This window comes from Herbaspirillum rhizosphaerae (genome assembly GCF_046025915.1).
Lineage (GTDB): Bacteria > Pseudomonadota > Gammaproteobacteria > Burkholderiales > Burkholderiaceae_D > Herbaspirillum > Herbaspirillum rhizosphaerae_A.
In genome coordinates, this window is record NZ_JAQQFR010000003.1 from 28,653 (window position 1) to 50,388 (window position 21,736).

Annotated in this window: 20 protein-coding genes; 8 read left to right on the forward strand and 12 right to left on the reverse strand. The window is 59.2% G+C overall.

Translation table 11 applies throughout. The features are described 5' to 3' along the window. Nucleotides 1-72 precede the first annotated feature (72 nt). Nucleotides 73-993: a bestrophin family protein gene (locus PQR63_RS05030; protein ID WP_408166184.1), complete on the forward strand. Its 921-nt coding sequence runs from the start codon at nucleotides 73-75 to the stop codon at nucleotides 991-993. On the opposite strand, the gene mug is transcribed toward PQR63_RS05030, so the two are convergent. The 10 genes from mug to PQR63_RS05080 all read right to left on the reverse strand — a co-directional run bounded on the left by mug (nucleotide 986) and on the right by PQR63_RS05080 (nucleotide 9,952). After that, a complete protein-coding gene (gene mug, locus PQR63_RS05035; protein ID WP_408166186.1) occupies nucleotides 986-1,522 on the reverse strand; it encodes a G/U mismatch-specific DNA glycosylase in 537 nt (178 codons plus the stop codon). The two genes, PQR63_RS05030 and mug, sit on opposite strands and share 8 nt — an antisense overlap. 19 nt (nucleotides 1,523-1,541) lie before the next feature. Continuing rightward, nucleotides 1,542-3,023 (reverse strand): ribonuclease G, encoded by a 1,482-nt coding sequence (gene rng, locus PQR63_RS05040; RefSeq protein WP_408166187.1) that lies wholly within the window; start codon nucleotides 3,021-3,023, stop codon nucleotides 1,542-1,544. Between the two features lie 55 nt (nucleotides 3,024-3,078). After that, nucleotides 3,079-3,696: a Maf family protein gene (locus tag PQR63_RS05045; protein ID WP_408166189.1), complete on the reverse strand. Its 618-nt coding sequence runs from the start codon at nucleotides 3,694-3,696 to the stop codon at nucleotides 3,079-3,081. A 107-nt stretch (nucleotides 3,697-3,803) separates the two neighbouring features. Then, a complete protein-coding gene (gene rlmH, locus PQR63_RS05050; protein WP_408166190.1) occupies nucleotides 3,804-4,274 on the reverse strand; it encodes a 23S rRNA (pseudouridine(1915)-N(3))-methyltransferase RlmH in 471 nt (156 codons plus the stop codon). 17 nt (nucleotides 4,275-4,291) lie between these two features. Continuing rightward, a complete protein-coding gene (gene rsfS / locus PQR63_RS05055; RefSeq protein WP_408166192.1) occupies nucleotides 4,292-5,029 on the reverse strand; it encodes a ribosome silencing factor in 738 nt (245 codons plus the stop codon). Continuing rightward, nucleotides 5,029-5,712 carry a nicotinate-nucleotide adenylyltransferase gene (locus tag PQR63_RS05060; protein ID WP_408166194.1) on the reverse strand — a complete coding sequence of 228 codons (684 nt, stop codon included), beginning with the start codon at nucleotides 5,710-5,712 and terminating at the stop codon, nucleotides 5,029-5,031. Before PQR63_RS05060 ends, rsfS begins: the two co-directional genes overlap by 1 nt. Next, the gene (gene hemF / locus PQR63_RS05065; protein WP_408166195.1) at nucleotides 5,703-6,614 is read right to left on the reverse strand and encodes an oxygen-dependent coproporphyrinogen oxidase; all 912 of its coding nucleotides are present in this window, start codon (nucleotides 6,612-6,614) and stop codon (nucleotides 5,703-5,705) included. The genes PQR63_RS05060 and hemF overlap by 10 nt, the downstream gene beginning before the upstream one ends. 202 nt (nucleotides 6,615-6,816) lie before the next feature. Further along, nucleotides 6,817-7,686: a mechanosensitive ion channel family protein gene (locus PQR63_RS05070; RefSeq protein WP_408166196.1), complete on the reverse strand. Its 870-nt coding sequence runs from the start codon at nucleotides 7,684-7,686 to the stop codon at nucleotides 6,817-6,819. A gap of 227 nt (nucleotides 7,687-7,913) precedes the next feature. Then, nucleotides 7,914-9,182 (reverse strand): phosphoribosylamine--glycine ligase, encoded by a 1,269-nt coding sequence (gene purD, locus PQR63_RS05075; RefSeq protein ID WP_408166198.1) that lies wholly within the window; start codon nucleotides 9,180-9,182, stop codon nucleotides 7,914-7,916. A 44-nt stretch (nucleotides 9,183-9,226) separates the two neighbouring features. Further along, the gene (locus PQR63_RS05080) at nucleotides 9,227-9,952 is read right to left on the reverse strand and encodes a YebC/PmpR family DNA-binding transcriptional regulator (RefSeq protein WP_094565080.1); all 726 of its coding nucleotides are present in this window, start codon (nucleotides 9,950-9,952) and stop codon (nucleotides 9,227-9,229) included. 191 nt (nucleotides 9,953-10,143) lie between these two features. Between PQR63_RS05080 and PQR63_RS05085 the strand changes: the two genes are divergently transcribed. Genes PQR63_RS05085 through PQR63_RS05105 form a run of 5 tightly spaced genes read left to right on the forward strand, consistent with a single transcriptional unit; the run spans nucleotide 10,144 to nucleotide 16,369 of the window. Further along, nucleotides 10,144-11,664, forward strand: coding sequence for a helicase HerA-like C-terminal domain-containing protein (locus PQR63_RS05085; RefSeq protein ID WP_408166200.1), 1,521 nt, complete (start codon nucleotides 10,144-10,146; stop codon nucleotides 11,662-11,664). 11 nt (nucleotides 11,665-11,675) lie between these two features. Further along, nucleotides 11,676-14,210 (forward strand): DEAD/DEAH box helicase, encoded by a 2,535-nt coding sequence (locus PQR63_RS05090; RefSeq protein ID WP_408166202.1) that lies wholly within the window; start codon nucleotides 11,676-11,678, stop codon nucleotides 14,208-14,210. Between the two features lie 55 nt (nucleotides 14,211-14,265). Next, entirely contained in the window at nucleotides 14,266-15,183 is a 918-nt protein-coding gene (locus PQR63_RS05095) for a DMT family transporter (protein ID WP_408166203.1), read from the forward strand. Between the two features lie 35 nt (nucleotides 15,184-15,218). Continuing rightward, entirely contained in the window at nucleotides 15,219-16,196 is a 978-nt protein-coding gene (locus PQR63_RS05100; RefSeq protein WP_408166205.1) for a quinone oxidoreductase family protein, read from the forward strand. Nucleotides 16,197-16,207: 11 nt separating this feature from the next. After that, entirely contained in the window at nucleotides 16,208-16,369 is a 162-nt protein-coding gene (locus tag PQR63_RS05105; RefSeq protein WP_408166792.1) for a hypothetical protein, read from the forward strand. A 106-nt stretch (nucleotides 16,370-16,475) separates the two neighbouring features. On the opposite strand, the gene PQR63_RS05110 is transcribed toward PQR63_RS05105, so the two are convergent. Beyond that, nucleotides 16,476-17,165 (reverse strand): DUF4136 domain-containing protein, encoded by a 690-nt coding sequence (locus PQR63_RS05110; protein WP_408166206.1) that lies wholly within the window; start codon nucleotides 17,163-17,165, stop codon nucleotides 16,476-16,478. A 177-nt stretch (nucleotides 17,166-17,342) separates the two neighbouring features. On the opposite strand from PQR63_RS05110, the gene pepN reads away from it, so the two are divergent. Next, entirely contained in the window at nucleotides 17,343-20,039 is a 2,697-nt protein-coding gene (pepN, locus tag PQR63_RS05115; protein ID WP_408166208.1) for an aminopeptidase N, read from the forward strand. Between the two features lie 48 nt (nucleotides 20,040-20,087). Further along, entirely contained in the window at nucleotides 20,088-21,092 is a 1,005-nt protein-coding gene (locus PQR63_RS05120) for a class 1 fructose-bisphosphatase (protein WP_408166210.1), read from the forward strand. An 86-nt stretch (nucleotides 21,093-21,178) separates the two neighbouring features. On the opposite strand, the gene PQR63_RS05125 is transcribed toward PQR63_RS05120, so the two are convergent. Next, nucleotides 21,179-21,736, reverse strand: coding sequence for a type 1 glutamine amidotransferase domain-containing protein (locus PQR63_RS05125; RefSeq protein WP_408166212.1), 558 nt, complete (start codon nucleotides 21,734-21,736; stop codon nucleotides 21,179-21,181).

A 21,736-nucleotide genomic window follows, 5' to 3' on the forward strand; every position in this document is an offset into this window, starting at 1 on the left:
ACATCGTTTGGGCGTATTCTTTGACGTATAGCATGTTCGTATAGCGTCTTCATATCGTCGAGAGAACCCAAAATGATTGTCCGCCCGCAGCAAAACTGGTTTCGGATGCTTCTGGTCTGGGATGGCTCTGTGTTGCCGTCCATCCTGCCGCAGATGGCGCTGATGACAATTGTGTCGACGCTTGCAGTGGTCACGAAGGGGAGTGTGCTCGGCGAAAAGTTGCCGCTCAATATCGCTTCTTTCACCCTGTTAGGGCTGGCGCTGGCGATCTTCCTCGCGTTCAGAAACAACGCCAGCTACGAGCGCTTTTGGGAGGCGCGCAAGATGTGGGGGCAGTCGTTGATTTCTGCGCGCACGTTGACATCGCAGGCGCAGCGCTACGGCAATCCAGGCGTCGGTGAGTTTGATCAGATGCTGTTTGAAAATCGTCTGATCGCCTTCGTGTACGCATTGAAACATCAGTTGCGCCACAGTGCCTGGAATGACGACCTCGGTCGTCTGCTGTCCGGCGAGGATCTGGCAAAGTGCGGGCAGGTGCAATACCGCCCCGTGATGCTGCTGGACAGATTGCGCGACATGATCGCGGTGGCGCATCGCACTGGCCACCTGTGCAGCGAACAGTTGTGGATGCTGGACAATCAGCTCAACGAACTCAGCGTCATCCTCGGCGCCTGCGAGCGCATCGCGTCGACGCCGATTCCCTATCCATATAGCGTGCTGCTGCACCGAACCGTGTACGTGTACTGCCTGCTACTCCCGTTCGGGCTGGTTGACACGATCGGTATTGCAACCCCGGTCATTTCGGTTTTTGTGTCGTACACTTTCCTGGCGCTGGAAGCGATCGTCAGTGAGATCTCGGAGCCCTTTGGTATTGCACCCAATTGTCTTGCGCTGGACGCCATCGCGACCGAGATCGAACGCACGGTGCTGGAACTGGGCGGCCGGGAAATGCCTCCTGCTGCTGCGGTAGACAAGAAATTTCAGCTCAGTTGATCGGCCGATATGTCGATATGGCGCGACGTAGTTCCTCATAAGCCTGCACCAGATCGTCCAGGCTGAATCCACGGTTCAATCCGCTTGGATTCGGCAAAAGCCACACCATCGCACCTCCAAAAAGTTCTGCCTGTTTTCCCCAGGCGACCTTTGGGTTTCCTGAAATAACCTGATAGGCAGGCTTGCCTAAAAACGCTACACATCTGGGTTTCAGCCGCTCAATTTTTTCGCGTAACGTTGCCGAAGAAGAAATAAACTCGTCCCGTAGCAACTCATCAGCGCGTGCGGTCGGGCGTTCAACCACCGTCGTCAGGCCACAGCGATGCTCAAGTATCTTGCGGTCGTCGAGCGGATCGATGAGTGACGGCGTGAAGCCCGACAGATGCATGGTTTTCCAGAAGCGATTGCTTCTTCCCATGAAATGGTGGCCGGTTTCTGCGGCACGCATTCCCGGATTGATGCCGCAGAAGATGACGTCAAGCCCGGGGGCAAGGATATCGGGAAGAGTAGGCTCAACAAGTGACGTCATGTACGGCGCAGCGGGCGGGTCACATCAAAATAATGTCGTATTGCTCTTGCTGATAATCCGTCTGCACCTGCAATGAAATCGGTTTCTTGATGAAGTCGCCGAGCATCGCCAGATGCTGGGATTCTTCTTCCAGGAACATGTCCACCACCACTTGTGACGCCAGGATGCGGAATTCGCGCGGGTTGAATTGTTTTGCTTCGCGCAGGACTTCACGCAGGATTTCGTAGCAGACCGTGCGCGAAGTTTTGACCTGGCCTTTGCCTTTGCAAGCCGGGCAGGTTTCGCACAGGATATGTGCCAGCGATTCGCGCGTGCGCTTGCGCGTCATTTCCACCAGACCTAGCGTCGAGAAATGGGAAACCGAGATCTTGGTGCGATCACGCTGTAGCGCTTTATTCAATTCAGAGAGCACGGCGGCGCGGTGCTCAAGGTTTTCCATGTCGATGAAATCGAGGATGATGATGCCGCCCAGATTGCGCAGGCGTAGTTGGCGTGCGATGGCGTGTGCCGCTTCCAGATTGGTCTTGAAGATGGTGTCGTCGAAGTTGCGGCCGTTGACGAAACTGCCGGTGTTGACGTCGATGGTGGTCATCGCTTCGGTCTGGTCGACGATCAGATAACCACCGGACTTCAGATCGACGCGGCGGCCGAGCGCGCGTTCGATTTCTTCCTCCACGCCGTACAGATCAAACAGCGGACGCTCGCCGCGATAGTGCATCAGCTTGGGCAGTACCGATGGGGTATAGAGCGTGCCGAACTCCTGCAGCATCTGGAAGTTCTCGCGCGAGTCGACCTGGATGTTGGAGGTGTCATCGCTGACGAAGTCGCGCAATACGCGCTGTGCCAGGCTCAGATCCTGATACATCAGCGTGGCTGCGGGTTTGGTCTTGGTTTGCGTAACGATACTGGCCCAGGTCTTGCGCAAATATTCGACGTCCATCTGCAGGTCGGTATCGGAGGCATCTTCGGCCATGGTGCGGATGATGAAACCGCCTTTTTCTTCCGGCGGCAGCAGGCTCTGGACTTTGCTGCGCAGCAGTTCACGCTCGGCTTCGTTTTCGATACGCTGCGAGATGCCGATGTGTTTGTCCTGCGGCAGATAGACCAGCATGCGGCCGGCAATGGAAATCTGTGTCGACAGGCGGGCGCCCTTGGTGCCGATCGGGTCTTTGATGACTTGTACGGTGATGGTCTGGCCGTCGAAGAGCAGTTTTTCAATCGGGATTTGCGGCACACTCTGACCGTGCTGGCCGTGCTGTCCATCATGCGGTTTGGCTTCCCAGATATCGGCGACGTGCAGGAAGGCCGCGCGTTCGAGACCGATATCGATGAAGGCCGATTGCATGCCCGGCAGGACGCGTACGACCTTGCCGAGATAGATATTGCCGGCGAGGCCGCGCGAGAGTGTGCGTTCGATGTGCAGTTCTTGCACCGCGCCTTGCAGGATCAGCGCGACGCGCGTCTCCTGCGGCGTGATGTTGATCAGGATGTCTTCGTTCATGGTCTGGTGACCCTAAAATGTGAATTCTTGGAAGTGCGGGCCGCGATCAACGTGATCACAGCGTGGCCGGCGGCAGGATGCGCAGGCCGGCGTTTTGCAGCAGTTGTGCCGTTTCGAACAGAGGCAGGCCCATGATGCCGGAATGGCTGCCGGCGATGTCCTTGATAAAAATCGATGCCAACCCCTGAATGCCGTAGCCGCCGGCCTTGTCGTAAGGCTCTTGCGTGGAACAGTAGGCGCGGATCATGTCGTCGGTCAGGGTCTCAAAGGCGACGTCGGAATATTGCGTGATCTGCCACATCTGTTCCTGGAACGCGACGGCGATGCTGGTGAGCACCTGATGCGTGCGGCCGGACAGACGTGTGATCATCTCGACGGCTTCTTTCATGTCTGCCGGTTTGCCGAGGATCAGGTCGTCGATGACGACCGTGGTGTCGGCCGCGAGGATGGGGCGCATCGGCAATTGCCGGTACAGCATGGTCTGGCGCGCGCTCATGAGTTTGTCGCGCGTGACGCGGGCAACATAGGCCGCCGGTTTTTCGTCGGGAAGAACTTGCTCGTCGACTTCTTTGTCGTTGAGCAGCAGTTCGAAGTCGATGCCGATCTGGCGCAGCAGTTCGCGCCGGCGCGGACTTTTGGAGGCGAGGTAGATTTTTTTGTCAGCAAGTTTCATGAAGCAACACTTCTCAGTATTTATCCGTACATCGCTGCGGTGTCTTCCTCTGCGACGATGTGCTTGCTTGTTTTCTTTCCGTTCCTGGTCTGTTACACCTTCGATCCTTATACGCGGTGATAAGGATGATTCTGCGTAATCGACCAGGCGCGGTATAACTGTTCTGCCAGCAGCACGCGCACCATGCCGTGCGGCAGCGTCAGGCTGGAAATGCGTACCAGCATGTCGGCATTGGCTTTGATGCCGGGATCGAGTCCGTCGGCGCCGCCGATCACGAAGGCGACGTCGCGGCCGTCCTGTTGCCATTGCGTCAGCAACTGCGATAACTTTACTGAAGTGATGTCCTTGCCGTGCTCGTCCAGTGCGATGATGCGCGCACCTTTCGGCAGGGCCGCTTCGATCTTGCTGCGTTCCTGCGACATCACGGTTTCTGCGGTCCTGCTGCCGGAGCGTTCGATCGGTTTAATTTCTTTCAACAGAACCCGGCACTCGGCCGGCATTCTCTTGGTGTATTCGTTAAATCCCGATTCGATCCATCCCGGCATTTTGTGGCCGACGGCGGTAATGATGAGCTGCATGGCTCACACGACCGGCATCAGGCCTTGGCTTTTGGACGTGCCGGGCGCTTGGCTGCAGCTGCTTTTTTCGATGCAACGGCGCTCTTTGGCGTGGCGACCTTGACGGTTTTGCCGACTGCTTTTGACGCTGGTGCTTTACGCTTGGTAGCTGTACCAGTGCCGGCAGCAGCCTTGGTCTTGGCTGCGCTGAGCGTGGTCGATGCGCGTGGAGCACGCGTCGTCTTCGGCGCCGGCTTGGCTTCAGTCGTTGCCGCAGTGGCGCGCGGCTTGCGTGCCGGCTTCTTCGGTGTTTCGTCGTCGTCGATTGCCTGGCTGGCTTCAACCGCCTCGGCTTGTTCGCGGGTGCGGCGGATCTTGGTCGGTTTTTCGTCTTCGGCAGCTTTCTTGGCGGCGGCGGTGGACGCCACGCGCTTGGCTGCGCCCATCTTCACTTCCTTGTCGCCCCAGATTTCTTCCAGACGATAGTAGGCGCGGATGGCTGGTTGCATGATGTGGACGATCATGTCGCCCAAGTCAACCAGTACCCATTCGCCGGTGTCTTCGCCTTCGACGCTGACGACATGGCCGCCTTTGGCCTTGACCTTGTCGCGCACGGATGCGGCCAATGCCTTGGTCTGACGGTTCGATGTACCGGAGGCAATCGCCACGCGGTCGAACAGGCTGGTCAGGTGAGTGGTGTCATAGATCTTGATGTCTTGAGCTTTGACGTCTTCCAGCGCGTCGACGACGGCGGTTTGCAGTTTTTTGATGTCCATTAGTTTTGATAGAGATGATGTTGTTCGATATAGTCTAGCACCCTCGCCGGGATCAGCGACTCCGGTCTTTCGCCGCGTTGCAGCAAGGAACGGATCTCGGTCGACGAAATATCGACGTCGAGACTGGATGCCAGATAGGCTTTGCCGTGCGAGGTGGTGCGTATTTCCTTTTCAGTGCCGGCACGGCGTGTGAATTCCTGCATGACAACATCCGGCACTTGCGCGGCGTCGATGCCAAAGCCCGGGCGCGAAGCGGCGCACAGGTGGGCATAGTCGAACAGCTGTTGCCAGCCTTGCCAGGTGTCCAGATGCTGCAATTGGTCTGCACCCATCAAAAAGACGATGGAGACCTCGGGACCAAGCTCGGCCCGCAAGGCCTGCAAGGTATCGATGGTGTAAGTTGCCGTCGTGCGGCGGATTTCCTGTTGGTCAATCACCACAGGGACGTGTTCATGGCCGAACGCCAGCTCGACCATCTCCACGCGTTGCGCCGGCGTGGCTTGCAGGCCATGCTTTTGCCATGGGTTGCCCGCAGGAATGACGCGCAGTTCATCCGGCTGCAGCAGCTCGACAAAATGATCGCCCAGCGCGACGTGGCCGTTATGGACGGGATCGAAGCTGCCACCCAGGATGGCGATGCAGCGCGAAGCTTGCATCGGAGTATCGGCCGCCACTAGATCCATTCCTTATGCGGCAGGAAGTCGGTATAAAGCTGCGCTTCCGGGCTGCCGTCTTCGGGCTGCCAGTTGTAGCGCCATTTCACAATCGGCGGCATCGACATCAGGATCGACTCGGTGCGTCCGCCCGATTGCAGGCCGAACAGCGTGCCGCGGTCGAACACCAGGTTGAACTCGACATAACGTCCACGGCGATAAGCCTGGAAGTCGCGTTCGCGCTCGCCGTAAGGCGTGTCCTTGCGCTGTTGCAGTATCGGCAGGTAAGCATCGAGGAAGCGATCACCGACGCTGCGGATCAGCGCAAAACTCTGGTCAAACGGCAGCGCATTGAAATCGTCGAAGAAAATCCCGCCGACGCCGCGTGCTTCCTTGCGATGCTTCAGATAAAAATATTCGTCACACCATTTCTTGAAGCGCGGATGCAGGTCGTCGCCGAACGGCGCCAGTGCATCGCGGCAGCTGCGATGGAAATGGGTCGCGTCTTCGGCGAAGCCATAGTAAGGCGTCAGGTCCATACCGCCGCCAAACCACCAGACCGGCTCCTGGCCTTCCGCCTTCGTCGTAAAAAAGCGCACATTCATGTGCACTGTCGGCGCATAAGGATTGCGGGGATGCAGCACCAGCGATACGCCCATGGCTTCCCATTCGCGGCCCGCGATTTCCGGACGGTTGGCGGCAGCCGAGGGGGGCAGGTTCTTGCCCATCACGTGCGAAAAACCCACGCCGCCGCGCTCCAGGACATTGCCTTCTTCGACGATGCGCGATGTCCCGCCGCCGCCTTCAGGGCGTTGCCAGGAGTCGGTCAGGAAAGGCTTGCCGTCAACACTTTCCAACGCCGCAACGATGCGGTGCTGGAGGTCTTGCAGATAGGCTTTAACGGTAGAAGCGTTAGCGGATGATGATGTCACGAGGTGTCGTCGGTAGGGGGCGTGGGGCAGCCGCAAGGGCGCTCTTTGGTGCACGCAATAAAAATTACCCCCGCGATTGTACCCTGACAGGGGCTTCAGCGGATAGCCCGGAGCCGTTTTGACGGCTCCGGAGCAGGCTTTGGAAGGGAATTATGAGCGGATTGTCGCGAAAAGCGCGCACATCAGGTGCACGCCGGCCGGATCAGGCCTGAGGCGCAGCCTTGTCTGCGGCAGCATTATCGGAACTGGCGGCACTCGAGGTATTGGCGACGCTCACCTGATAGGTGGCAGGCGCCGGCCAGCCTGCCTCGGCGCAGGTCTGGGCGATGGCCTGGTTAGTGTCGTTGTAGACCTGGCCAAAGTTTGGTGTTGCTGCAAACAGGCGTACTGCCAGCAAGGTTCCCAAGGCGTTGAATTCCTGAATCACGACCGCGATGGCCGGCGTGGTCAGCACATTGGGGATGCGCGAGACCTTTTCGGTCAGGCGCGCAATGGCATCAGCGGGGTCAACGCCGTAGGCAATCTGGCAACGCAGATCGACGCGGCGGGTCGGCTGGACGTTGTAGTTGGTGATGATGTCCGAGAACAGTTTGTTATTGCCGATGATCACGCGCAGGTTGTTGTCGGTCAGCATGGTGGTTGTCACCAGGCCGATATCCGTCACGGTGCCGGTTTGCGCCGCAGCGGTGATGTAGTCGCCGACCTTGAACGGGCGCAGCACCACCAGAAAGATGCCGGCCGCAAAGTTTGACAGCAGGCCGGACCAGGCCACGCCCAGCGCCACGCCGACCGCGCCGATCATGGCGGCAAACGAGGTGGTCGGGATGCCGCAGACTTCCAGAATGCCCATCACCAGCAGCACGCGCAAGATCACATGGATGGCTGAAACGGCGTAATTGATCAGTGTCGCTTCAAACTGGCGCGCCGTCAGTACGCGACGCACGACCTTGGCGAAGGTGGCGATCAGCATGCCGCCGATGATCCAGATCGCCAGCGCGGCGAGAACTTTGAGGCCGAACGGTACCAGGTAGAGATTGATGAGGGTATCGAGATTGAGCAGGTGTTGTTGCATGCATGTTCCTTTCTTACTATCTTGTTTTTGGGCGCAGACGTCGTTATTCCTTGTGATTTTCCAGGCACGACATCGCATTCAACGCAGTTAGTTCATTGCGGGCGATTTTTGTTGCAGATTTCCTGCGATTTTATGCAAAGAGGGCAGATATAAAGAAAAAACCTCGCAAAACATTCGGTTTTGCGAGGTTTTTTGTCGATATGGGCTATTTTTACATGTCGTGCTGATCAGCGTTTGATCGCGCGCCAGCCGATATCGCGGCGCAGTTGCGCACCTTCGAAGTGGATCAGATCCGCCGCTGCATAAGCCTGTTTCTGTGCGACTTTGACACTGTCGCCCAGACCCACGACGCACAGCACACGGCCGCCCGATGTGGTCAGTTTGTCGCCGGTCAGCGTGGTGCCAGCGTGGAAAGTGACGCAATCGTCGATTTCCGCCGGAATATCGGTGATCAGGTCGCCCTTGCGTGGCGCATCCGGATAACCGGCAGCGGCCATCACCACGCCCAGCGCAGTGCGGCGATCCCATTCCAGCTCGATGGTGTCCAGCGAGCCGGCCACGGCGTGTTCCATCACGGCCAGCAGATCGGTCTTCAGACGCGCCATGATCGGCTGCGTTTCCGGATCACCCATACGGCAGTTGAATTCCAGTGTCTTCGGATTGCCCTTGTCGTCGATCATCAGGCCGGCGTACAGGAAACCGGAGAACGGGATGCCGTCCTTGGCCATGCCTTGTACGGTCGGCACGATAATTTCGCGCATCACACGGGCGTGCAACGCCGGTGTCACGATCGGAGCAGGGGAATAAGCGCCCATGCCGCCGGTGTTCGGACCCTGATCATTGTCCTGCAGGCGCTTGTGATCCTGGCTGGTGGCCAGCGGCAGGATGTTCTTGCCGTCGACCATGACGATGAAGCTGGCTTCTTCGCCGGCCAAAAATTCTTCGATCACCACGCGTGCACCAGCATCGCCGAGTTTGTTGTCCGACAGCATCATGTCGACCGCGCCGTGCGCTTCTTCCAGCGTCAGTGCAACCACCACGCCCTTGCCGGCGGCCAGGCCGTCAGCCTTGATGACGATAGGCGCACCCTTTTGGTCGACGTAGTCATGTGCTGCCTTGACGTCGGAGAAGGTCTGATATTCCGCCGTCGGAATCGCGTGGCGCTTCATGAAGGACTTGGAGAAATCCTTCGAGCTTTCCAGTTGTGCAGCTTCCTTGGTGGGGCCGAAAATCTTCAGGCCACGGGCGCGGAACAGGTTGACGATACCGGCAGCCAAGGGGACTTCCGGGCCGACGACTGTCAGCGCGACGTGTTCTTTTTCGACGAAATCGGCGAGTTCGTTGAGATCGGTGATCGCAACGTTTTGCAGACGCTCATCGAGTGCCGTGCCGCCATTGCCCGGCGCGACGTAGACGGTTTGGATACGCGGCGATTGAGCAATTTTCCATGCCAGTGCGTGTTCACGACCACCGGAGCCAACAACGAGAATTTTCATGATAGGGACTAGGTAAGAATGGTTGGGCGGGGTTGATCTTCGGCTTAGTCTTCAATAACGGCGTTGCTGTAAATCTCTTGCACGTCGTCGAGGTTTTCCAAAGCATCCAGCAGTTTTTGCATCTTGACGGCGTCGTCGCCGGTGAAGACGGTTTCGGTCGCGGGCTTCATGATGATTTCGGCCATCTCGGCTTTGAAGCCGGCCTTTTCCATCGCAGCCTTGACGACGGCGAAGTCGTGCGGTGGCGTCAACACTTCGATGCCGCCTTCTTCGTCGGTGATGACGTCATCGGCGCCAGCTTCGAGCGCGGCTTCCATGACGGCGTCTTCGCTCACGCCCGGTGCATACATCAACTGGCCGCAGTGCTTGAACATGAACGACACCGAACCTTCGGTGCCCATGTTGCCGCCGAACTTGGAAAATGCGTGGCGGACTTCCGCCACGGTGCGGATACGGTTATCGGTCATACAGTCGACGATGATGGCCGCGCCGTTGATGCCGTAGCCTTCGTAGCGGACTTCTTCGTAGTTGACGCCGTCCAGGGTGCCGGTGCCGCGCTGGATGGCGCGGGTGACGTTGTCCTTAGGCATGTTGGCGTCGGCAGCCTTGTCGACCGCCAGGCGCAGACGCGGGTTAGCGTCCGGTTCGCCGCCGCCCATGCGGGCTGCAACGGTGATTTCCTTGATCAGGCGCGTCCAGATCTTGCCGCGCTTTTCGTCCTGACGGCCCTTGCGATGCTGAATATTGGCCCATTTGCTGTGTCCAGCCATGATGAATCTTTCCTGCCTTGATGAAACGCACTCCAACCGGATCGTCGCGAAGTCCGCTGAATTTTCAGTAGATATCGGAGATTGACGAAAGGCGTTCTAGTTATAATCGACCGGGAATTTTACCATATCGTCCGACCCCAAAGCCGACCTCCGGCCATCCTCTTTATTGGCGTTCTTATTACATTCCTATCATGATCAATCCACTTCTCGTCGCCCGTAATCAGACCCAGGAACTGGCATTGCTGCCGAATCTGGTCAATCGCCACGGCTGCATCACCGGCGCCACCGGCACCGGCAAGACCGTGACCCTGCAAGTGGTGGCGCAGGCCCTGTCCGACATCGGCGTGCCGGTGTTCATGGCCGACGTCAAAGGCGATCTGTCGGGTTTGTCCAAAGCCGGCGTGCTGACAGCCAAAGGCAAGGAGCGCCTGAGCTCGCTCGGCATGAGCGAACCGGCCTGGGAAGCGCTGCCGGTGACGTTCTGGGATGTGTTCGGTGAAAAGGGCCATCCGGTGCGCGCCACGGTGTCCGACATGGGGCCGCTGATGTTGTCGCGCATGCTGAATCTGAACGATACGCAGGAAGGCGTGCTGCAACTCGTGTTCAAGATCGCCGACGACAACGGTTTGTTGCTGCTCGACACCAAAGACCTGCGCGCCATGCTGCAACACGTCGGCGACAATGCCGCCACCTTCAAGACGGAATACGGCAACATCTCCGCCGCCAGCATCGGCGCCATCCAGCGCGGCCTGATCGGCATCGAGGAGCAGGGCGGCGACAAATTCTTCGGCGAGCCCATGCTCAACATCGAAGACTGGATGCAGACCGATACCAACGGCAAGGGCGTGATCAACATTCTCGCCGCCGACAAGCTGCTCAACGCGCCGCGCCTGTATTCAACCTTCCTGCTGTGGATGCTGTCCGAGCTGTTCGAGCATCTGCCGGAAGTCGGCGACCTCGACAAGCCCAAGCTGGTGTTCTTCTTCGATGAGGCGCACCTGCTGTTCGACGAAGCGCCCAAGCCGCTGCTGCAAAAGATCGAACAGGTGGTGCGCCTGATCCGCTCCAAGGGCGTCGGCGTGTTCTTCGTCACGCAAAATCCGCTGGATATTCCCGACACCGTGCTGGGCCAGTTGGGCAATCGCGTGCAGCATGCCTTGCGCGCCTACACGCCGCGCGACCAGAAGGCCGTGCAAGCGGCGGCGGAAACCTTTCGCGTCAATCCGCAACTCAATACCGCGACGGCCATCACCGAACTCGGCGTCGGCGAGGCGCTGGTGTCTTTCCTTGATGAGAAAGGCCGCCCGAATATCGTCGAACGCGCCTACGTCATGATGCCGGGCTCGCAGATCGGCCCGATCACCGATGACGAACGCAAGGCCTTCATCGCCTCTTCCGTGGTGGCCGGCGTCTACGAAAAAGTCGTCGATCGCGAATCCGCCTACGAAAAACTCAAAGGCCGCGCCGCGCTGCAAGCGGGCAATGCGCCCGCCAACACGACCGTGCCGGCTGAACCGGAATCGTCCGGCGGTGGGTTGGGTGATTTGCTGAAAGACGCTGCCGGTGGATTCTTCGGCAACAGCGCTGGTGGCAAAAATCGTCGCGAATCGCCGGTGGAAGCCATGGTCAAATCCGCAGCGCGCAGCATCGGCTCGCAGGTCGGCCGTGAAATCATTCGCGGTGTGCTCGGATCCCTGCTCAAGAAGCGTTGATCAGTCAGTCCATGGCAGTTCCCGAGGAGCATTCCTCACCTTCGCTGAACGCCTCTGAAGTATTGGGGCGCTTTCGCCCGCGCCTGACGCTGCATACGCTCACGCGCGGCGACGGCGTGTTCGGCCTGCGTCCGGGGGGACTGTTCGGGCCGCGCGGCGGCAATGTCACGGTTGCGCAAATCGACTGGACATACTCTGCGGGCGACAGTCTGCGCTGGGAGACTCCCGCGCAGACCAGTCTCATGGATCAGAGCGCCGCCGCCACGCAAAGCTTGTTCGATGCGAAAGGGCGGCAGGTCGTCATGCGGCGCAACCTGCATGCCGAAGCCGATGCGCTCGAAGCGATTCAGGCTGCCGGCATGCTGCCGCTGCCGCCCGACGCCTTGCAGTGGCGCTCGGAGGACATTGTGACTCTGCAGGATCCCTTGTGGTCGCTGCTGTTGGAAAACAACTTCGGCGATTTCTGGGCCGATCAGGTGCCGCAATTGCAGGAGCAGGGTTGGACCATCGTCGTGCGTCCCGGCTTCGCGCATGAAAGCGTGCCGGTTGATGCCTGGCGGCTGATCGTCAGTCCCGAGTCCGGCGCCGTGCTTGGCAAGGAAGTCGCCAGCCGGCTGCAGCAAGGACTTCAAAAAGTCATCGGCGATTTCGGTGAGGTTGGTCCCGGCCGCGCTGCTTGGTGGCTGCTGACGATGGGTATCGAAATCGAAGGCCAGTCCTTTGACCTCGCGCCGATGCTGGCCGACCTGTTGCGCCGCGACGCGCGTTGGACCGACGTGCAAAAGATCGCCGCCATCGACGATATCTCCGTCATCTCGCTGCGCGCGCCGGGTGGCAAGCGCGTCGATGCGCTTGCAGCGCCGCTCAAGGTGATCGTCTCGGCCATGCTCGATCTGCTGACCGATCCGCGCCGCAAGGAAGGCGCGCTGCGTATTTCTGCATGGGACGCCGGCCGTCTCGAAGACATGTGCCTGCGTCTGGGCGACAGCGCCGCCGCACGCAGCGGTGTGCTGACCATGGAAAACGACATCGGCCTGCGCGCGCTGGCGCAGCGTCTGCGTGCCGCCGGTGAACCGCCTCCGGTCATTGCGCCGGAAGGACTTGGCGTCACGCTGCGTCCGTATCAGTTGCATGGCGTCGCGTGGCTGCAATATCTGCGCGAGCACAATCTGGCCGGCATCCTGGCGGACGACATGGGGCTGGGCAAGACGGCGCAGATGCTGGCGCACATCCTCATCGAACATCATGCCGGCCGGCTCGACTGTCCTGCGCTGGTGGTGTTGCCGACCTCGCTGGTATTCAACTGGCAGGCCGAAGCCAAGCGCATGGCACCGGCCTTGCGCGTGCTGGCTTTGCAGGGGCCGGAGCGCGAGGACGATTTCGTGCGCATGGCCGACTACGACATCGTGCTGACCACCTATCCGCTGGTGTGGCGCGATCTCGACATGCTGGCGCGGCAGCCATTTCATCTGCTGATCCTCGACGAAGCCCAGACCGTCAAAAATGCTTCTGCCCGCGCCGCCAGCGCGGTGCGTCGCCTGCAAGCGCGGCATCGCATCTGCATGACCGGCACGCCGATGGAAAACCATCTTGGCGAGTTGTGGACGCAATTCAATTTCCTCATGCCGGGATTTCTCGGCGACGCCACCACGTTCGCGCGATTGTGGCGCAAGCCCATCGAAGAAAACGGTGAAACCCTGCGCGCACAATTGCTGGCGCAACGCGTGCGCCCCTTCATCCTGCGTCGCCGCAAGGAAAACGTGGCTGCCGAATTACCCGCCAAAACCGTTGCGGTCAAACTGCTGCGGCTGGAAGGCGGGCAACGCGATCTCTATGAAAGCGTGCGCGTGGCCGCGGACAAGCAGGTACGCCGCGCGTTGGAACGCAAAGGCTTCACCGGCTCGCATGTGACGATCATGGATGCCTTGCTCAAGTTGCGTCAGGTATGTTGTGATCCGCTGTTGCTCAAAGGCGAAGCAGCCAGAAAGAACGCTCCCAAGAATATCGAACGCGCCAAGATAGAAATGCTGCGCGACATGTTGCCGTCGCTGGTGGCGGAAGGCCGGCGCGTGCTGGTGTTTTCGCAGTTCACTGAGATGCTGGAGCTGATCGAAACCGAACTCAATGCCTTGCAGCTCGACTGGCTGTCGCTGACCGGCAAAACACCGCCGGCGCAGCGCGGCGAGGTGGTGGCGCGGTTCCAGAGCAAGAGCGTGCCCATCCTTCTGATCAGCCTCAAGGCCGGCGGCATCGGCCTGAATCTGACCGCCGCCGATACGGTCATCCTAGTCGATCCGTGGTGGAATCCCGCCGTGGAAGAACAAGCCATTGCCCGCGCCCACCGCATCGGCCAGGATCAGACCGTGCTGGTCTACAAGCTGATCATCGAAGGCAGTATCGAGGAACGCATCATGGAGCTGCAAGAGCGCAAGTCGCTACTGGCTGAAGGCGTGCTCGGCAGTGATGCGGAGCTTGCCCCCAAATTCGACGCCGCTGAACTCAACGCACTGATGGCGCCGCTGAGCGCAATCATCCGGGCCAACTGAACCCGGAGGCGACGGCACTTCGGCGCTCCGGGCCGGGAGCGTTTACAATCATGCGATGTCTTCCGCCACACTTTCCCCCGCTATTTCCAAACGCCAGGCTTATCTGGGCGGTTTGCTGCTCGCCGTCGTCGGCGCCATTTTCTTTTCCGCCAAGGCCATTGTCGCCAAGCTGATGTACCGCTATCACGTCGATGCGGTCATGGTGATCAGCTTGCGCATGATGTTTTCTTTCCCGATGTTTGCCGTCGTGGCGGTCTGGCAGGCGCGTCATTCGCCGCCGCTGGCCGGGCGCGATTACGCCAAGATCGTCTTCCTCGGCCTGATCGGCTACTACTTGTCGAGCTTCCTCGATTTTCTCGGGCTGCAATACATTTCGGCCGGTCTTGAGCGGCTGATCCTGTTCCTTACGCCATCGTTCGTGCTGCTGATCTCTTTTACGTTTTACAAGCGCAAGGTCGGTCTGGTGGAGTGGGCCGCGTTGCTGGTGTCCTACCTCGGTACGGCGCTGGTGCTGCAACATGACATCAATACCGGCGGTAGCAATGTGGTGCTGGGCAGCCTGCTGGTGCTGGGTGCGGCGATTTCGTATGCGCTCTATCTGATCTTCTCCGGCGAGCTGGTGCGCCGTGTCGGTGCGATGCGTCTGGTGGCCTATGCCATGTGCGTGTCGTCGGTGGCGTGTATCGCGCAGTTCTTCATCTTGCGTCCGGCATCCGCTCTGGTGCAGCCGGTCGAGGTGTATCAATTATCAGCATTCAACGCCGTGTTTTGCACCGTGTTGCCGGTATTTTTGACCATGATCGCGGTGGCGCGTATCGGTGCCCCGAGCGCTGCGCAGGCCGGGCTGGTCGGGCCGGTGTCGACATTGTTCCTTGGCGCCATGCTGCTGGATGAACCGATCACGGCGATCCAACTGGTGGGTACCGCGCTGGTATTGTCTGGAATTTATTTGTTGTCCCGCAAAAAGACTTAAGCAAGTTTTCTTCAATCGCAATTCAGGAGACCGAAATGACAAAAGCAATCAGAATATTCAAGACCGGCGGGCCGGAAGTCATGGAATACGTTGACGTGGAAGTCGGTGATCCCGGTCCCGGCGAAGTGCGACTCCGTCACGCCGCCGTCGGCCTGAATTTCATCGACGTCTATTTCCGTACCGGCCTGTATCCGCAGCCGCTGCCAGGTGGTCTCGGTCAGGAAGGCGCAGGCACCATCGAAGCCGTCGGCGCGGGCGTGACTGGCTTTGCGGTCGGCGATCGCGTGGCGTATGCCGGTCGCGGCGGTAACGGCGCTTATGCTGAAGAGCGCCTGATCTCGGCGGACGTGCTGGTCAAGCTGCCCGATTCGATCAGCTTCGACACTGCTGCTGCGATGATGTTGCAAGGCATGACGGTGCAATACCTGCTGCGCCAGACCACTCCGCTCAAGAGTGGCGACACTATCCTGTTCCACGCCGCTGCCGGCGGGATCGGCTTGATCGCCAGTCAATGGGCCAAGGCGCTGGGCGTGAACATGATCGGTACCGTCAGCACCGAAGAAAAAGCGGCACTGGCCAAAGCGGCTGGTTGCGCACACGTGATCAATTACAAGACCGAGAATTTTGTCGAACGCGTCAAGGAAATCACCGGCGGCAAAGGTGTGCCGGTGGTCTATGACTCGATCGGCAAGGACACTTTTACCGGCTCGCTCGATTGCTTGTCGCCGCGCGGCATGATGGTCAGTTTCGGCAATGCGTCCGGTCCGGTGCCGCCGTTCGGCATGAGCGAACTGGCTTCGCGCGGTTCCTTGTATCTGACTCGTCCTTCGCTGGGCGCCTACACCGCCACGCGCGACGCGCTGGATGCCACTGCCGGTGACCTGTTCGCCATGGTGCAAAGCAAGAAGCTCAGCATCGACATCAATCAACGTTATGCCCTGAAAGACGTCGCTCAGGCGCATGCCGATCTGGAAGGCCGCAAGACGACCGGCTCCACTATCCTGATTCCTTGAGGAGATCGATCTTGACTATCTCCGATCCCGGCAAGAGTCCGATGAATCATCCCGACGAGCAACCGTCAGGAACCGACGGTTCGCCCAAGTTTGGGCGTTTGCTGATCGTGCTGATCCTGGCGGTACTGGTGATTGTGGCGATCACTTTCGGCAGCGAAGCGATGTATTCCTGATCGCTTTATCAGGCGTCGGACGTAAAAAATCCCGGTCTTGCTCAAGTGGCAAGACCGGGATTTTTGTTTGCGACGTCAATTTCGTTCGGTAAATCTCAGGTGGCTGTCACTGCGCAGGAGTAGCAGGTCTGGCTGGGGTGGCTGGATTTGCAGGGACAGCAGCAGCCGGCACAATTTTATCCAGCTTCAGTCTGACATGGCGCGACACGCCGCTTGGGCCGGGGAATTCCGAAAACGCGCTGCGCACCATATACGGCATCGCCATCGGCAAGGTCGCCTCGCGTCCCTCGCTGTCGACCGTCACCTCATACAACTTCTGATCGCCCGCTGCGCGGGCAATGGTCACATGCAAGCGCCGCTGGAATACCGGGAAAGCCGTGGTCTGCATTGGCGGTCCCCAGAACGGATCGTAGAACGGTCCCGGTCCCCAGGGGCCGAACCCGCGTCCCCGCCAGCCCGGATAGCCTGGACCGTACCAGAACGGGTCATACATCGGTTGCGTCACGACGACCGTGCCGGACTGCATGCCATAGGCAAAAGACACCTTCAGCGTCGCAGTGTTGGGTGCCGATGCATCGGTAAAGCCCAGACGCAGCAATTCGGCGCGGATCAATTGTTCATAATTGCGGTATTCAAGACTGCCTTCCTGTTCCTTGGCCGGCGCAAAGACGAAGGATTTGTCCTTCAAATCCGCAGGCCAGGCGTGGAAAGCGGTGACGTCGCTGGTGATGGTGGTGGCGCATCCTGTAAGCAGGGCGCTGCCGGCGAGGAAAAGGACGCCAAGCAAGCGTTTCATGGTGAGTCTCCGGTGGTTCTGGCAGATGGTAAGTGATCGAAGCGGCGTCGGTGAATGATTCGGTTACGAGCTGCTACTCACTATTCTCGTCCCTTTTCTGCCTATCCATACGGTTGATTGGTAAAATCGTGTTTTGTTCCTATTGCACTATTGCATCCATTTCACGGGATATCCTCCATGCGCACAGAAACGCCTCCGACGATTTACCGCAAAGATTACGCTGCTCCGACCTATTTTGTCGACACTGTCGAAATGGGTTTTGACCTTGAGCCTGAACTGACCCGCGTTGCGACCCGCATCACCATGCAGCGCAACCCTGCCGCAGCCGGCAAGGATATCGAACTCTACGGCGAAGAACTGGACCTGGTTCAGCTTCGCCTCAACGGCAAGACTCTGACTGCGCGCGACTACCGCGTGCAAGGCGGCATCCTGCGCATTCCCGGCGCACCGGCGAAAGTGACGCTGGACATCGAAACTACTACCAATCCACAGCGCAATACCTCGCTGATGGGTTTGTACGTGTCCAACGGCAATTTTTTCACGCAGTGCGAAGCCGAAGGTTTTCGCAAGATCACCTACTTCCCTGATCGTCCTGACGTCATGGGCAAGTACACCGTTATGCTGCGCGCCGACAAGAAGAAGTACCCGGTGCTGCTGTCCAACGGCAACCTGATTGAAGAAGGCAATCTGCCCGACGGCCGTCATTACGCCAAATGGGAAGACCCGTTCAAGAAGCCGTCCTACCTGTTCGCACTGGTGGCCGGCAAGCTGGTCTGCCAGGAAGAAAAATACAAGCTGCAATCCGGCCGCGAAGTGCTGCTGCAAGTGTGGGTGGAAGACGGCAACCTCGACAAGACCCAGCACGCCATGGATTCGCTCAAGAACAGCATCCGCTGGGATGAAGAGCGCTTTGGCCTGGAACTAGATCTTGACCGCTTCATGATCGTCGCCGTCGGCGACTTCAACATGGGCGCGATGGAAAATAAGGGCCTCAACATCTTCAATACCAAGTTCGTGCTGGCCAATCCACGCATCGCCACCGATGTCGACTACGCCAACATCGAAGCCGTGGTCGGTCATGAATATTTCCACAACTGGACCGGTAATCGCGTCACCTGCCGCGACTGGTTCCAGCTGTCCCTGAAGGAAGGCCTGACCGTTTTCCGTGACCAGGAATTTTCCGCCGACATGATCGGCAGCGACAGCGGTCGCGCGGTCAAACGCATCGATGACGTGCGCGTGCTGCGTCAGGCGCAATTCCCGGAGGATGCAGGCCCGATGGCGCATCCGGTGCGTCCGGACTCCTTTGTCGAGATCAATAATTTCTACACCGTCACCGTCTATGAAAAAGGCGCCGAAGTCGTCCGCATGTACCAGACCTTGCTCGGTCGCGATGGCTTCCGCAAGGGCATGGACCTGTACTTCAAGCGCCATGACGGTCAGGCGGTAACCTGCGATGATTTTCGTGCAGCGATGGCCGACGCCAACAAGCGCGACCTCAAGCAATTCGAACGCTGGTATAGCCAATCCGGTACGCCGCGTGTTGCCGCCTCCGTACGTTACGACGCCAAGGCCAAGACGCTTGAACTCACGCTGGAGCAATCCTGCCCGTCCACACCGGGACAAAAGAAAAAGCTGCCATTCCACATTCCCGTTGCCGTCGGCCTGCTCGACAGCAAAGGCAAGGACATGGCACTGAGCCTGTCTGGTGAAAAGACAGCGAAGTCCCCGCAGACCACGCGCGTGCTGGAACTGACGCAAGCTAAACAGACGTTCAAGTTCACCGACGTTGCCGAAAAACCGGTGCCGTCCATCCTGCGCGGCTTCTCCGCGCCGGTAGTGCTGGAGTATGAATATAGCGACGCCGAGCTGGCCTTCCTGATGGCGCATGACAGCGACGCATTCAATCGCTGGGAAGCCGGTCAGCGCCTCGCCACACGCCGCCTGCTCAACCTGACTATCGCCGTGCAGGCTGCGCGCCAGTCCGGTCATGTGGTCTCGGTCGAATCCGTACTCGGCAACTTGCAGCAGGACGATGCCTTGACCAACGCGCTGCGCACGACGCTCAACGACACGTCTCTTGACCCCGCCTTCCGTGAATTGGTGCTGACCCTGCCGTCGGAAACCATGATCGCCGAACAGATGGAAGTCATCGATCCGCAAGCCATCCACGCTGCGCGCCAGTTCCTGCGCCGCACGCTGGCAAAAGATTTGAGCGCTGATCTGTTGGCGGCATACGAGGCCAACCAAAACAAGGGTGCCTACAGTCCCGACGCAACAGCTTCCGGCAAGCGCGCACTGAAGAATGTGGTGTTGTCCTATCTGGCCGAACTCGACGACGAGCAAGCGCACACGCTGGCGCAACAGCAATGCGACAACGCCAACAACATGACCGACCGGCTGGCCGCCCTGGCTGCGCTGACCAACAGTCGCGCGGAAGGCAAGGGCAAGGCCCTGGAAGCCTTCTACACCGAGTTCGAGCAAGAAGCGCTGGTCATCGACAAGTGGTTCACGCTGCAAGCCACTGCGCGCACCGCCGATGTCGAAACCGTCCGTGCGCTGGCGCAGCATCCGGCTTTCACGCTGAAGAATCCTAACCGTGCACGCAGCCTGATTTTCAGTTTCTGCAACGGCAATCCATCGGCGTTCCATGCGCTCGACGGCAGCGGTTACACCTTCTGGGCCGAGCAAGTCATCGCGCTCAATGGCAGTAACCCGCAAGTTGCCGCCCGTCTGGCGCGCAGCATGGACCGCTGGCGCAAGTATTCGACGACTTTGCAGGAAAAAATGCGCGCCGCGTTGCGTCAGGTGGCAGATACGCCAAACCTGTCGCGCGACGTCGCCGAAGTCATCACCAAGTCGCTGTCTAATTAACGCCGCGCAGCGGACGCACCACAGATTTGATTTTTAAGAGAGAGCATCATGACCAAACGCATCAGCCTGACCCAACATTTGATTGAGCAGCAACGCCTGCACAACAAGATCCCATCCGAACTGCGCCTGCTGATCGAAGTCGTCGGTCGCGCCTGCAAGAGCATCAGCCATGCCGTCGGCAAGGGCGCGCTGGGCGAAGTGCTGGGCAGCGCCGGCAGCGAAAACGTACAGGGCGAAGTGCAGAAGAAGCTGGACGTCATCTCCAATGAAATCCTGCTCGAAGCCAACGAGTGGGGCGGCCATCTGGCCGGCATGGCATCGGAAGAAATGGAAACCATCCATCCGATTCCCAATCGTTATCCCAAGGGCGAATACCTGCTGATGTTCGACCCGCTGGACGGCTCCAGCAACATCGACGTCAACGTCTCCATCGGGACCATCTTTTCCGTGCTAAAGGCGCCGGACGGCATGACCACGCCGTCGGAACAAGACTTCCTGCAACCCGGCACCAAGCAAGTCGCCGCCGGTTACGCGGTGTATGGCCCGCAAACCGTGCTGGTGCTGACCACCGGCGACGGCGTCCACTGCTTCACGCTGGACCGCGAAATGGGCGCCTGGGTGCTGACACAGCGCGACATGCAGATTCCGGCAGACACCAAGGAATTCGCGATCAACGCCTCCAACGAGCGTCACTGGTATCCGCCGGTCAAACGTTATGTCGACGAAATGCTGGCCGGTTCCACCGGTCCGCGCGGCAAGGACTTCAACATGCGCTGGATCGCCTCGATGGTCGCCGACGTGCACCGCATCCTCAACCGCGGCGGTGTCTTCATGTACCCGGCCGACGCGCGTGAACCGGACAAGCCAGGCAAGCTGCGCCTGATGTACGAAGCCAATCCGATGGCCTTTATCGTCGAGCAAGCCGGCGGCGCTGCCACCAATGGCGATCAACGTATCCTCGATATCCAGCCTGAGAAGCTGCATCAACGCGTTGCGGTTTTCCTCGGCTCGAAGAATGAAGTTGAGCGCGTGACCGGTTATCACAAAGAGTAAGAAGTAAGCGGCCGTCAACCGGCTGTTGAAATGACAAAGGGACTTGCGATGCAAGTCCCTTTTTTCATGCCGAGGCAGATAAAGCGTTACGCCGCTTTCTTCAACGCCGCCAGCAAGGTCTTGTTGAACGCTGGAATATCATCCGGCTTGCGCGAGGTGATGAAGTTGTCGTCCTGCACCACTTCGCGATCGACCCACTTGCCGCCGGCGTTTTTAAAATCATCCTGCAAACTCGGCCAACTGGTTACCGTACGGTTTTTCGCCAGTCCGGCAGAAATCAGCAACCAACCGCCATGGCAGATTGCTGCGATCGGCTTGTGCGCGTCGTTGGCTTGCTGGACGAACTTCACGGCCTCTGGCAGCAGCCGCATGGCATCGCCATTGACGACGCCGCCCGGCAGCACAACTGCGGCGTAATCTTCCTGATGCGCTTGTGCAAAGGTCTTGTCGACCTTTACCTGCTCGCCCTTGTCGACGTGTTTGAAACCTTGCAGCGTGCCGCTTTTGGCAGAGATGACGTCGACCTGCAGGCCGGCTGCTTCCAGCGCCTTTTTTGGTTCCAGCAGTTCGGCTTGTTCAAAGCCGTCGGTGGCGAGGATAGCGACGCGTGCAGAATGCGTGGACGAAGATGATGAATTGGCCAT